Genomic DNA, 12,672 nt, shown 5'->3' with positions numbered 1-12,672 from the left:
ATCAGGTGCCCCACCCTGAACGGAGCACTCGCATGACACCTCGCCACACCCTGCTGGCGGCCACGCTGGCCGCCGCCTTCGCCAGCGCGCAGGCAGCCGACCTGCAGCTGGATCAAGCCCGCCAGCCGCTGGCCAGCAGCCTGCAGCAACTGGCCCGCCAGGCCGGCATTACCCTGATCGTGGACAGCAGCCTGCTGGCCGGCAAACAAGCCCCGGCGCTGAAAGGCCAGATGAGCTGGCAAGCCGCCCTGCAGCAGCTGCTGGCGGGTAGCGGCCTGCAGCTGCGCGTGGATGGCCATACCGTTACCGTGCTGCCCGCCCCCCGCGCAGCACACGCCACCACCACGCTGCCCACGGTGCAGGTCACCGCCGACACAGCGGCCAACCCCGGCCTGCCGGCCAGCTACCACAGCCGCGCCGCCCGCAGCGGCAGCAAGACCCGCACCCCGCTGGCCGAGGTGCCACAGGCCGTCAGCGTGGTGAATGCGCTACAGCTGCAAGACCAGCGCGCCGCCACCGTGGCCGAGGCAGTGAGCTACACCCCCAGCGTGGCGGTGTACCCCACCGCGCTCACCGACGACGACGTGATCCTGCGTGGTTTTGGTGTGTCCAAAGACGGCCTGTACCGCGACGGCCTGCGCCTGTACCACAACGCCTTCATCAGCCGCAGCGAGCCCTACGGCCTGGAGCGGGTAGAAGTGGTACGCGGCCCGGCCTCGGTGCTGTACGGCCGCGCCACCCCCGGCGGCATGGTGAACATGGTAAGCAAGCAACCCCGCGCCGGCATGCAGAACGAAATCGTGGTGGAAAGCGGCAGCCACGGCCACCGGCAGCTGGCCGCCGACATCGGTGGCCAGCTGGACGACGCCGGTACGCTGCGCTACCGCCTTACCGCGCTGGGCCGCGACAGCGACACCCAGTGGCAATACCTGCCCGACAACCGCCGCTACCTGGCGGCGGCACTGAGCTGGCAGCCCAGCGACGCCACCAGCCTGCTGCTGCAGGCGCAGTACCAGCACGACGAAAACGGCTGGGCCGTACCCAGCCAGCTAGTCAGCCCCGGCGCCCTGGGCCAGCCGGCCGCCAGCACCAACCTGCAAGGCCCGGACACGCTGCACGACAAAAAGGGCAGCATGCTGGGCTACCAGTTCAGCCACACCTTCAGCCCGGCGCTGACGCTGCGCCAGAACGTGCGCTACCTGGACGGCGACAACACCCGGCGCGAGGTACGCCCGCTGGCGCTGGCCGCCGATGGCCGCACGCTTAGCCGCCGCGCCTGGTACCGCCTGAACCAGGAAACCTCGCTGGCCGCCGACACCCAGCTGGAAAGCCGGCTGCAGCACGGCGATATCCAGCACACGCTGCTGGCCGGCGTGGACTGGCGCCGCAGTACCTTCCGCCACCCCACCTACCGTGGTGCGGCCAACGCGGTAGACATCTTCAACCCGGTGTTCACCGTCCCCGCCTGGCAAAACCTGCCGCTGCTGTGGGACGACAAAGACACCTCGCGCCAGCTGGGCGTCTACCTGCAAGACCAGATCAAGCTGGGCGAGCGCTGGGCGGTAACCGCCGGCCTGCGCCACGACAAAGTGCGTGACAGCAACGAACAGCTGGCCGCCAAGCTCACCACCACCGACCGCAGCAGCGCCACCACCGGCCGCCTGGGCGTGGTGTACCTGGCCGCCAACGGCCTGGCACCGTACCTGAGCTACAGCACCTCGTTCCAGGCCATCAGCGGCAACGACGCCTACGGCCAGCGCATGAAACCGGAGCAGGGCGAGCAGTGGGAAGCCGGCGTGCGCTACCAGCCGGAAGACAGCGACACCACGCTGGCTGCCAGCGTGTACCAGCTGCTGCGCGACAACGTCACGACCACCGCGCCGGCCCCGCTGAGCGGCAATGTGCAAACCGGCCAGGTACGCGCCCGCGGCGTGGAGCTGGAAGCCAGCCTGCGCCTGGCACGGCAGTGGGACCTGCTGGCTGCGTTAAGCCATACCGATACCGCCATTACCCGCAGCAACAAGGCCAATGAAGTGGGCCGCCGCGTGGAGATGGTGCCCGACTGGCAAGCGGCACTGTGGGCCAAGTACCGCTTTGCCGGCGCGCTGCAAGGCATCAGCAGCGCCGTTGGCGTACGCCACGCGGCCGCGTCGCAAGGCGGCGGAGCCAGCCACAACGGCGCCTACACGCTGACCGACGCCATGCTGGCGTGGGAAAACCGCAGCTGGCGTGCCGCGCTGAACGTGAGCAACGTATTCGACCAGCACTACCTGACGCTGTGCGACGGCACCTTCTGCGCGCCGGGCTTTGGCCGCGCCGTCAAAGCCTCGCTGGCCTACCACTGGTAAGCGCTGCGGCCAACCTGCGCCACCCGGCCAGGTTGGCCGCACACCTTGCCACGGTAGCAAAACAGATTGCGCGTTTCGCAAACGCCCCACGCCAGCGGCAGTGAAATACTGCCACTTTGTTGCAAATCATTCTCAGGAACAAGCCATGATTTCCATCCTGCCCCGCGCTGCCCGCCTCGGGCTTTCCCTGCTGGCCGTACTGGCCAGCCAGCACGCCGCCGCCGTGGTGGTCACCGATATCGCCGGCCGCAGCGTCAACGTGCCGGACAAGGTAGAACGCGTGCTGCTGGGCGAAGGGCGGCTGTTTTATGCGCTATCGCTGCTGGAAGGCAAACAGCCGCTGGCGCGCATAGCCGGCTGGCAGGGCGACTTCCGCCTGCTGGACCCGCAAGGCTACGCCGAGTACCGCCAGCACTTCCCCGGGATCGACAAGATCCCGCTGATCGGCAAGACCAGCGAGGCCAGCATCAGCCCGGAAAAGGTACTGACCCTGCGCCCGGACCTGGCCATTTTCAGCACCTCCGGCCATGGCCCCAGCCTGGACAACCCCATCGTCAAACAGCTGACCCAGGCCGGCGTGGCAGTGATTTTTGTGGATTTCCGCGACAAACCGCTGGAACACACGGTGCCCAGCCTGCGCCTGATGGGCAAGGCATTGGGCCGCAGCCCACAGGCGGAAAGCTTTATCCGCTTTTATGAAGACAAACGCAAAACCATCCAGACCCGGCTGGCGGCGGTACCCGCCGCACAGCGCCCACTGGTGTTTGCCGACGTGCGCGCCGGCACCATCGAGGAGCTCACCACCGCCGGCAAAGGCAGCTTTGGCGAGCTGATTACGCTAGCCGGCGGCCGCAATCTGGGCAGCGCGTTGCTGGATGCGCCGCTGGGCCAGGTCAACCCCGAACACGTACTGGTGCAAAAGCCCACGCACTACTTTGCCACCGGTGCCGTGGGCCCCAGCGACAAGACCGGCGTGAAATTCGGCGCCGCCGTCAGCCGCGCCGACGCGCTAGCGTCGCTGGCCGCCATGGGCCAGCGCGAGCAGCTCAAAGGCCTGCCGGCAGCGCGTAGCGGCAACACCTTTGCCGGCTGGCACATGTTCTACATCATGCCGCAGCACATTATTCTGGCCGAGGCGATGGCCAAGTGGCTGCACCCGGCGCAGTTCAAGGACGTAGACCCGGCGCGCAGCTGGCAAGACATGCACCAGCGCTTTGCCGCCTTCACCCCGGCCGGCACCTACTGGGTAGGCAGCCGATGAGGGCAGGGCAGGCAAGCCTGGCCGGGCACGCGCCGGCCTACCAGGCGTTGCAGTGGCAGCGCCTGCTGTGGCTGGCGCTCTGGGCCGGCGTGATCGTGCTGTCGCTGCTGGCCGACTTTACACTGGGGCCAGCCGGCCTGAGCCTGGGCGAGCTGTGGCAGGCGCTGCAGCTAGAGGGCGACGCCACCAACCACATTATCGTGTGGGACATCCGCCTGCCGTACGCGCTGATGGCGGTACTGGTGGGCATGGCGCTGGGCCTGGCCGGCGCCGAAACGCAGACCGTGCTGCACAACCCGCTGGCCAGCCCGTTCACGCTGGGGCTGGACCAGGCCGCCGCGCTGGGTGCCTCGCTGGCCATCGTGCTGCAGGCCAGCCTGCCCGGCGTCAGCGGGCCGTGGATGGCGTCGGCCAACGCCTTTGTGTTTGCCATGGGCAGCGCGCTACTGCTGGACGCGGTGGCGCGCCGCGCCCGACTGTCCGGCAACGGCGTGGTGCTGCTGGGCATTGCCATGGTATTCAGCTTTAACGCGCTGGTATCGCTGCTGCAGTTCGTGGCCAGCCCGGAGGCGCTGCAGAGTATGGTGTTCTGGACCATGGGCAGCCTGTCGCGCGCCAACTGGCCGGTGCTGGGCCTGGTGGCGGGGGCGCTGCTGCTGGTGCTGCCGCTATCGCTGCGCAGTGCCTGGCGCCTGACCGCGCTGCGGCTGGGCGAAGACCGCGCGCAAAGCTTCGGCATCGACGTGCGCCGCCTGCGCCTGGCCAGCCTGCTGCGCGTGAGCCTGCTCACCGGCCTGGCGGTGGCCTTTGCCGGCACTATCGGCTTCATCGGCCTGATTGCGCCGCACATCGCCCGCCGCCTCTTCGGCGAAGATCACCGCTTTTACCTGCCAGCTTCCATGCTGATCGGCGGTGCGGTGCTGTCGTGGGCGTCGCTGGCGTCCAAGAACCTGCTGCCTGGCGTCATCATTCCGGTAGGTGTGGTCACCGCGCTGGTGGGTATTCCCTTTTTCGTATCGGTGGTGTTCCGCCACGGAGAACGCGCATGAACGGCGGCCTGTTACTGCAAGGCGTGGCCGCCAGCTATGGCCGCCGCCAGATTCTGGCCGACATCAGCTGCCCGCCGCTGCCACGTGGCGAAGTCACCGCTGTGCTGGGCCCCAACGGCTGCGGCAAGTCCACGCTGCTGAAAACACTGGCCGGCCTGTTGCCACTGCACGGCAGTGTGACGCTGGATGGCCAGGCGCTGGGTGCGCTACCACTGGAGGCGCGTGCGCGCCATGTGGTGTACCTGCCGCAAAGCCTGCCACCGGCGCTGCACCTGCGGGTGGTAGAGTCGGTGATGGTAGCGGCCAACGCCACCGGCCTGGGGCTGGCCAGCCGCCACGCGGCTGCCGACATCGACACCCTGCTGGCGCGGCTGGGCATGGCCGAACTGGGCATGCGCTACCTGGACGAGCTGTCTGGCGGCCAGAAGCAGCTGGTGGGCCTGGCGCAGGCGCTGATCCGCCAGCCGGACGTGCTGCTGCTGGATGAACCCTTGTCGGCGCTGGACCTCAACCACCAGTGCCACGTGATGCAGCTGGTGGCCGAGGAAACCCGCCGCCGCCGCATGGTGACGCTAGTGGTACTGCACGACCTCAATATTGCGCTGCATCACTGCCACCGTGCGCTATTACTGAAAGACGGCGCCGTGCTGGCCTGCGGCCAACCTGCCGGCGTGATTACCCCGGCCACGCTGGCCAGCGTCTACGGCGTGCAAAGCCGCGTTGAAGCGTGTTCGCGTGGCCGCCTGAACGTACTGATCGACGGCGTCATCGCCTGAACCACCCCGCCAAGAACCCACCAGGAACCCACCAGGAACCCACCATGAGCCGCCCCACCGACCGCCAGTACCACTTCGATACCCGCGTGGTACGCATCACCCAGCTAACACCGCGCATGCGCCGCATCACGGTAAGCTGCCCGGACCTGGCCGTGTTTCACGTGGAAAACGGCCCCAACATCAAACTGTATTTTCCTCAGCCGGACGGTGGCCGCACCTCGCGCGCCTATACCGTGCGCCACTTCCGCCGCGATGCGCTGGAGCTGGACATCGACTTCCTGCTGCACGAGCCGGACGGTGCCGCCTCGCACTGGGCGCGCCACGCCCAGCCCGGCGATACGCTGTCGGTAATGGGCCCGCGCGCACCGCTGGACCTGGCCGGCGAGAAACAGCTACTGCTGCTGGCCGACCTGTGCGCACTGCCTGCGGCCAGCGCGCTGCTGGAAAGCCTGCCCGCCGACACCCACGGCCACGCGCTGCTGGCGGTACCCGCCGACGACGAGATCATCGCGCTGCAACACCCGGCCGGTATTACCGTGCAATGGGTAGTGAACCCCGCTGTAGACGCGCTGCTACCGGCGCTGGCGGCGCTGCCCGCCAGCCAGTGGCAAGATGCCTACCTGTGGGCCGCGGCCGAGTCCGGCGTGGTAAAAGCCCTCCGCGAACACTTCATCGCCGCCGGCCGCAGCAGCCGTGCCCGCACGCGGCTGGTGGGCTACTGGAAACAAGGGCTGGCCGAGCACGAATACCACGACCTGCGCCACGTCGAGATGGACGAGGCTTGAAATCGGCCGCTGCCATCACCATGATGGGGTAGTGCGCCGGCCGCTACGGCCGGTAGCGCGCCCCCTTCGTTGAGGATACAAAATGAAACTGTACTACTCCCCTGGTGCCTGCTCGCTGTCCCCGCACATTGCCCTGGCCGAGAGCGGCCTGCCGTACCAGTTCGAAAAAGTGAACCTGCACGCCGAGCCACGCCTCACCGAAAGCGGCGCCGACTTCCGCGCCATCAACAGCAAAGGCTACGTGCCGGCACTGCAGCTGGATAACGGCGAGATCCTCACCGAAGGCCCGGCGCTGGTGCAGTACATTGCCGACCAGGCCCCCGAAAAAAACCTGGCCCCGGCCAACGGCACGCTGGCGCGCTACCGCCTGCAAGAAGCGCTGAACTTCATTTCCACCGAAGTGCACAAAGGCTTCTCCCCGCTGTTTCACAGCCAGGACGAGGCGGTAAAAGACGCCGCCTGGCAGCGCCTGACCACGCGCTTTGAGGCGCTCAACACCACGCTGGGCCAGCAAGACTACCTGCTGGGCAGCCACTACACCGTGGCCGACGGCTACCTGTTTGTGTGTTTGTCGTGGGCCAAATACGTTGGCCGCAACCTGGACAGCTGGCCGGCACTGCAGGCCTTCAGCGCCCGCATCTTTGCGCGCCCGGCCGTGCAACAGGCCATGAAGGAAGAAGGCCTGCTGTAAGCGGCTTTGTCTGCCTGCCCCACGCCCTGCCTGTGCAGGGCGTTTTGCCTTGTACCCGCCCGATAAAGGACACCACATGACCCACCTTGTGAACGTAGACGGCCTGATCGCCGCCCAGCGCGAGTTTGCCGCCGCCCGCCACTGGCAGCCGTTTCACACCCCGCGCAACCTGATGCTGGCGCTGACCGGCGAAGTCGGCGAGCTGGCCGAGATCTTTCAGTGGAAAACCGATGCCGAGGCCGCCAATCTTGCGGCCAACCCGGCCGAGTACACTCACCTGCAGGAAGAGCTGGCCGACGTGCTGATGTACCTGGTACGACTGGCCGATGTGACCGGCGTAGACCTGAACGCCGCCGTGGCCGACAAGCTGCAAAAGAACGCCCGCAAGTACCCGGCAGACAGTAGCCGCACGCTGGGCTAAACCAGCAAGTAGCCAAGCTGGCAGCATGGCACCCCGACCGCGATCACAACGGGGGTGCATTCTGCACATAACGGGTGCGGCTGCGTTTCAGCAGCGGGCCATGCCGGCACACCACCCGGAGCACGCCCTGGCATGGGATAACCGTGACGCTTCGCCCAGTATCGGGTGGATAAATAACAGTGTTGCATAAATGACAAAAGGCTGATCTATTGATAAGCCTTTTTTATAGAAGTGTAGCTTTGCTTATTAGCATAAAATTGCTAATTGTCATTTAATTTAAAACACAAGTCATGACGATTTCAAGCAACTGTTAACCTATTTCTTTTTGTAGACAGCCACTTGAGCGGACATGACGCTATCTGACCACTGGCTTACCCCGCCAACCGGCCACGCCAACCCGGACGCCGCACGACTGCAGCAAATCCTGGATTTACTGCCTCACCCCGTCATGCTGTTCCGGCCAGACCATAGCGTGGAATACGCCAATGCCGAAGCACGCCGGCAGTATGGCGAGCCAAAACACGGCCCGTGCCACCAGTATATCCACGGTAGCAGCCACCCCTGCAACGACGACAAACCCTGCCCGCGCCAGCAGGTTATCGAATGGCGCAAACCGGTCACCACCGAACAAACCTGTACCGACAGCTTTGGCCAGCAACGCTTTTTTGAAATTACCCTAGCGCCGCTATTCAATGCGCAAGGCGAGCTGGATGGCCTGCTGGAAACGCACCACGATGTCACCACCCGCCGCCAGGAAGCCCAGCGCCTGCAGCTGCTGCAAGGCCACCTGACCGAGCTGGCCCACCGCGACTCGCTTACCGGCCTGGCCAACCGTCGTTACCTTGAGCTGAAGCTGGACAACCTGGCCAAAGACACCGCATCCCGATTGTGTGCCTTGCTGTTTCTGGACCTGGATCGTTTCAAAGCGATTAACGACGTACACGGCCATGTCATTGGCGACCGCGTGCTGTCTACCATGGCCGCGCGCCTGCGCGGTGTCGTACGCACCAGCGACCTGCTGATCCGCGTGGGCGGTGACGAATTTGCCGTGCTGCTGGAAAGCACCAATGAAAGCGGTGCCCGCGCCGTCGCCAGCAAAATCATCGCCACGCTGTCCAGCCCGGTAGACGGGCTGAGCCTGCCCAATAGCGTCAGCGCTTCGGTAGGCATTACCCTGTTTACCAGCGGCAGCGTGATGCCACGCGATATCCTGACCCAGGCCGATAGCGCCATGTACCGCGCCAAACGCCGTGGCGGTAACGACCGCGAGCTGGTCAGGCTTTAACCCGCCCACAAGACAATGCGGCCAACCTTGTTAGCAAGGTTGGCCGCATTGTCTTGGCAAACGCCACCGCGCTACTACAAGAAGCGCAGCGGGTTCACCTTCCATTTTGCCGGGTCTTCATGGCTGACAATCTTGTCGCCCCCGCCAAAGCCCAGTGGTTTGGCCAGGTTCACCAGCTCGGGGTTCAGGTAAACGCCGCTCTTGGTACTGAAAAACGTTTTTACCGTAGGCTGCAGCAAGTTACCTTCGTTCTGCTCTACCACCACACCCAGCTTGCCAGACTCCAGCAACACCAACGTCCCCACCGGGTAGATCCCCACACAGCGCATGAAAGCCTGCACCAGCTTGGGGTCGAAATGGTATTTGCTCCACTCGTACAGCTTGCGCAGGCCATCGGTGGCCGACATGCCCTTATGGTAGCAACGGTCGGCCGTAATGGCGTCGTACACGTCCACGATAGCGGCCATTTTGGCCATGGTGGTGATTTGCTCGCCCGGCAGCTTGTGCGGATAGCCGCTGCCATCCACCCGTTCGTGGTGATGCAAGGTGATGTCCAGCGGAATCTCGCCAATACCGTGCGTCTTCAGCAAAATGGCGTGGCCGTCGCCGGGGTGGCGGCGGATGACATCAAACTCCTCGTCGGTCAGCCGGCCGGGCTTGTTCAGGATCTCGTCCGGCACCAGCGCCTTGCCGGTATCGTGCAACAGGCCGCCCAGGCCCGCCTGGCGAATGGCTTCGCGGTCCATCCCTACCGAGCGGCAAAAGGCAATCATCAGCGTACCGACACTAACCGAGTGCAAAAAGGTGTAGTCATCCTTGTTTTTGATACGCAGCAGGGTAGTGAGCGCGCCGCCGTTACGCAGTACCGACTCGGTAATGGACTCGATCATCGGGTCCACCTGCTCCAGCTCCACCGCCTTACCCAGACGCACATCCTGCATCACCGTTTTAACCAGTGTCTGCGCCTGTGTCTTGATGCGTGCTGCGCGGCCCATTTCGTCAGCAAACGAAACCTGGATGATGGGCGAAGGCTCCTTGCTGGCAATCTCGATCATTTCCTGCTGCAGGGTTTCCTTCACCTCCTGCTCGGTACGGGCGTACCGAACGTCCAGCCCCTTCTGGGTGTCGATATACACCTCATGGATGCCGGCCTCGATAATCTTGGCTATCTCGCTATCCTGTTTCAGCAAGAAACTCTTGCGAAAAAACGGGTGAGCAGCCCAGTCGCAGTTCAGGTCATGCACGAACATGCCAACTTTCAGATCTGAGGCATCTATACACTTAATCATTTAATTACTGGCAGCTATATAAAGAGTGAGGCGGTGCACCAAACGGAACGCCAAGGCTACAGGCATTAAAAGCAAACGGATACCTGTATTGCAGCAGTTCATTATCGAAGCCTTCAGTACAGAATGCCAAGCCCCATTTATGCCGCAGACCAAACTGCTGGGCACGCATACCGGTTAAGCCTGTTGTATTTCATGTGCATTGCCCGGCTAGCCTCGCGCAGTGTTGATCATTTTCTATTCAACAGTAGCGGTCGAGCGTAATGTGTTTCTAAAAGAATACGTAGAAATACCTATGGTGGGCTTCTATTCTTCAAGCCAAGCACGGCCCTGACTCAGTACAAGGAATGCAATATGGGAAAAACAGCCAAGTGGGGACATCTGGGCAACCGCATTATCCTGGTCGCCGGGGTGGCGATAGCGGTAGGTTTCAGCAGCATGATCGGCCTGATTGCCAAGCAAAGCTACGACTCGGCCAAGAACCAGGGCTACCAGCTGGCGTCCGAACAAGCCGGGCGCTTTGCCGATGCCGTAACGGGTGACCTGAGCCGCGGCTTTGCCACGCCCAAACACCTGGCGGATGCGGTAGCCGGCATGCAACGTGCCGGTGTGGTAGACCGCAAAGTCATCGATAACACCATTCTTAGCGTGCTGGATGCCGAGCCGCAAATCATCGGCATGTGGATGCTGTACGAGCCCAATGCGCTGGACGGCAAAGACGATGCCTTCCGTCTGGACTGGCCACGGCACGACCCGTCCGGGCGCTACAGCCCCTATATGACGCGGGGCGGTGATGGTAAAGCGGCACAAGACGTGATGATGTCCAAAGACCGGGTAGAAAAATTCCCGGAATGGAAAGACAAACTCACCGAATACGTACCCGACTACGACAAGCCAGGCTGGGGTGACTTCTACTACGTGCCGAAAACCCGTGGTCGCGACACCATTACCGAGCCGTTCTTTTACGAAGTACAGGGCAAACAGGTACTGGAAAGCTCGCTGGCCGTGGCCATCAAGGACGCCAGCGGCAAATTTCTGGGCGTAGCCGCAGCCGACCTGGCACTGGATACCCTGCAGAAAAAGTATGGCAGCGTAAAGCTGTACGACACCGGCTTTGTGCGCATGGTGTCCGAAGGTGGCCTGTACGTGGTGAACCCCGATGCCGCGCTGGTAGGTAAACCGCTGGCCAAGGAAGACCCGCTGGCGGCCAACGTCGACAAGATCAAGAAAGGCGAAAGCTTCGTTTATGAAGACAGCGGTTTCACCCACTTCTTTTACCCGATCAAGGTAGGCGAAACCGGCCAGTACTGGGCGGCGGGCGTATCCATCCCCACCGCAGCCATTACCGAGTCAGCGGTGAGCCAGCGCAATATGGCCATCGTGATCGGCATTGTGGCGCTGGTCATCATCCTGCTGGTACTGGCCGCCGTGGTGCGCGCACTGACCCGCCCGCTGAACACCCTGGCCAACACCATGGAGCAGCTGGCTAGCGGCAAAGGCGACCTGACCGTACGCATCCATGTCAGCAACCGTGACGAAATCGGCCACACCGCCGACGCCTTCAACCGCTTTATCGACAGCCTGCGCGAGATGTTCATCGACGTGCGTGAGCAGAGCCTGGCCGTGAGCCGCAGCGCCGGGCAGCTGGCCGACAGCGCCATCAAGGTAGAACAGGCCTCGGCGCAGCAGTCCGACGCCGCCAGCGCCACCGCCGCCGGTGTGGAAGAGGTCACCGTCAGCGTGCAGCACATTGCCAACTCCGCCAGCGACGCCGAAGGCATCGTGCGTGAAACCGGCCAGCTTACCGAGAAGAGCGTGGCCACCGTGGGTCAGGTCACCGACGAAATCCAGCGCATGACCAGCAGCATGCAGGCGCTGGCCGACCGCATGGGCGCGCTGGGCGAGCGCTCGCAAGAGGTCAACACCATCGTCAACGTGATCAAGGACATTGCCGACCAGACCAACCTGCTGGCGCTGAACGCCGCCATCGAAGCCGCCCGGGCCGGCGAGCAGGGCAGGGGCTTTGCCGTAGTAGCCGACGAGGTACGCAACCTGGCCGGGCGCACCGCCGAAGCCACCGTGCAGATCAGCCGCATCGTCAACGCCATTGGCAGCGAAACCAACGACGCGGTGGCCGACGTGAAGCACAGCCGCGACCTGGTAGCGGTGAGCGTGGACATTGCCCATGCGGCCAACCAGGCCATGCAAACGGTGCAGGAAAAGAGCCACACGCTGGTGATGTCGATTGGCGACATTGCCTCGTCCACCCGTGAGCAGTCCAGCGCCACCACCGAGATCGCGCAGAACGTGGAGCGCATCAGCAATATGGCGCACACCAACAGCGATATCGCGCGCGAGGTACGCAGCGAGGTAGAACAGCTGCGCGAGCTGTCTGGCAACCTGGAACGGCTGGTGAGCAATTTCCGGCTGTAAGGGCAGACTCGGGATCGAAAGCCACAGGACAGCACTGAATGGGCGCATACAACCTGATCAGCCGCTGAAAGGCCAGTCGATCTCTCGGTCCCGTTGGCGCGAGCCGGGCAAAATGGTGCGCCCCAGGTTTTAAGACGCCGATTTGTTTGAGCCCCGGGCCGTTAGCGAGGGGCGAGTTCGGCGGCGCCTGGGGCGTGCCATTTTGGCCGGGGTTTCGAGCAGCCCCGGGTTGCGGGGGAATGAAAAGGGGGCGGCAATCCGCCCCCTTTCCCGTCTGCCGGGCGGAACCGGCATCTTCAAACATCATCCGCGTAGCGGATTCGGTAGATGAATGTGT

At 63.9% G+C, this 12,672-nt stretch carries 10 protein-coding genes; 9 read left to right on the top strand and 1 reads right to left on the bottom strand.

Features of this window, described 5'->3' with window-relative positions; translation table 11 throughout:
* Positions 1-32: 32 nt before the first annotated feature.
* The 8 genes from FLQ44_RS03515 (at position 33) to FLQ44_RS03480 (ending at position 8,616) form a co-directional block, all read left to right on the top strand.
* Positions 33-2,348 (top strand): TonB-dependent siderophore receptor, encoded by a 2,316-nt coding sequence (locus FLQ44_RS03515; protein ID WP_147693073.1) that lies wholly within the window; start codon positions 33-35, stop codon positions 2,346-2,348.
* Positions 2,349-2,493: 145 nt separating this feature from the next.
* A complete protein-coding gene (locus FLQ44_RS03510) occupies positions 2,494-3,609 on the top strand; it encodes an ABC transporter substrate-binding protein (RefSeq protein WP_147693072.1) in 1,116 nt (371 codons plus the stop codon).
* A complete protein-coding gene (locus tag FLQ44_RS03505) occupies positions 3,606-4,658 on the top strand; it encodes a FecCD family ABC transporter permease (protein WP_147693071.1) in 1,053 nt (350 codons plus the stop codon). Before FLQ44_RS03510 ends, FLQ44_RS03505 begins: the two co-directional genes overlap by 4 nt.
* Positions 4,655-5,434, top strand: a complete 780-nt coding sequence (locus FLQ44_RS03500; protein ID WP_147693070.1) for an ABC transporter ATP-binding protein — start codon at positions 4,655-4,657, stop codon at positions 5,432-5,434. Before FLQ44_RS03505 ends, FLQ44_RS03500 begins: the two co-directional genes overlap by 4 nt.
* A gap of 44 nt (positions 5,435-5,478) precedes the next feature.
* Entirely contained in the window at positions 5,479-6,219 is a 741-nt protein-coding gene (locus FLQ44_RS03495; RefSeq protein WP_147693069.1) for a siderophore-interacting protein, read from the top strand.
* Positions 6,220-6,301: 82 nt separating this feature from the next.
* Positions 6,302-6,910, top strand: a complete 609-nt coding sequence (gstA, locus tag FLQ44_RS03490) for a glutathione transferase GstA (RefSeq protein ID WP_147693068.1) — start codon at positions 6,302-6,304, stop codon at positions 6,908-6,910.
* A 76-nt stretch (positions 6,911-6,986) separates the two neighbouring features.
* Positions 6,987-7,331 carry a nucleotide pyrophosphohydrolase gene (locus tag FLQ44_RS03485; protein WP_147693067.1) on the top strand — a complete coding sequence of 115 codons (345 nt, stop codon included), beginning with the start codon at positions 6,987-6,989 and terminating at the stop codon, positions 7,329-7,331.
* 349 nt (positions 7,332-7,680) lie between these two features.
* A complete protein-coding gene (locus FLQ44_RS03480) occupies positions 7,681-8,616 on the top strand; it encodes a sensor domain-containing diguanylate cyclase (RefSeq protein WP_147693066.1) in 936 nt (311 codons plus the stop codon).
* Positions 8,617-8,690: 74 nt separating this feature from the next.
* On the opposite strand, the gene FLQ44_RS03475 is transcribed toward FLQ44_RS03480, so the two are convergent.
* Entirely contained in the window at positions 8,691-9,905 is a 1,215-nt protein-coding gene (locus tag FLQ44_RS03475; protein WP_147693065.1) for an HD-GYP domain-containing protein, read from the bottom strand.
* A 351-nt stretch (positions 9,906-10,256) separates the two neighbouring features.
* Between FLQ44_RS03475 and FLQ44_RS03470 the strand changes: the two genes are divergently transcribed.
* Positions 10,257-12,335: a methyl-accepting chemotaxis protein gene (locus FLQ44_RS03470; RefSeq protein ID WP_147693064.1), complete on the top strand. Its 2,079-nt coding sequence runs from the start codon at positions 10,257-10,259 to the stop codon at positions 12,333-12,335.
* Positions 12,336-12,672: the final 337 nt, after the last annotated feature.

This window comes from Vogesella mureinivorans, from assembly GCF_007644035.1.
Taxonomy (GTDB): domain Bacteria; phylum Pseudomonadota; class Gammaproteobacteria; order Burkholderiales; family Chromobacteriaceae; genus Vogesella; species Vogesella mureinivorans.
Note: the sequence above shows the minus strand (reverse complement) of the source record. Positions and strands in the feature narration are given on the sequence as shown.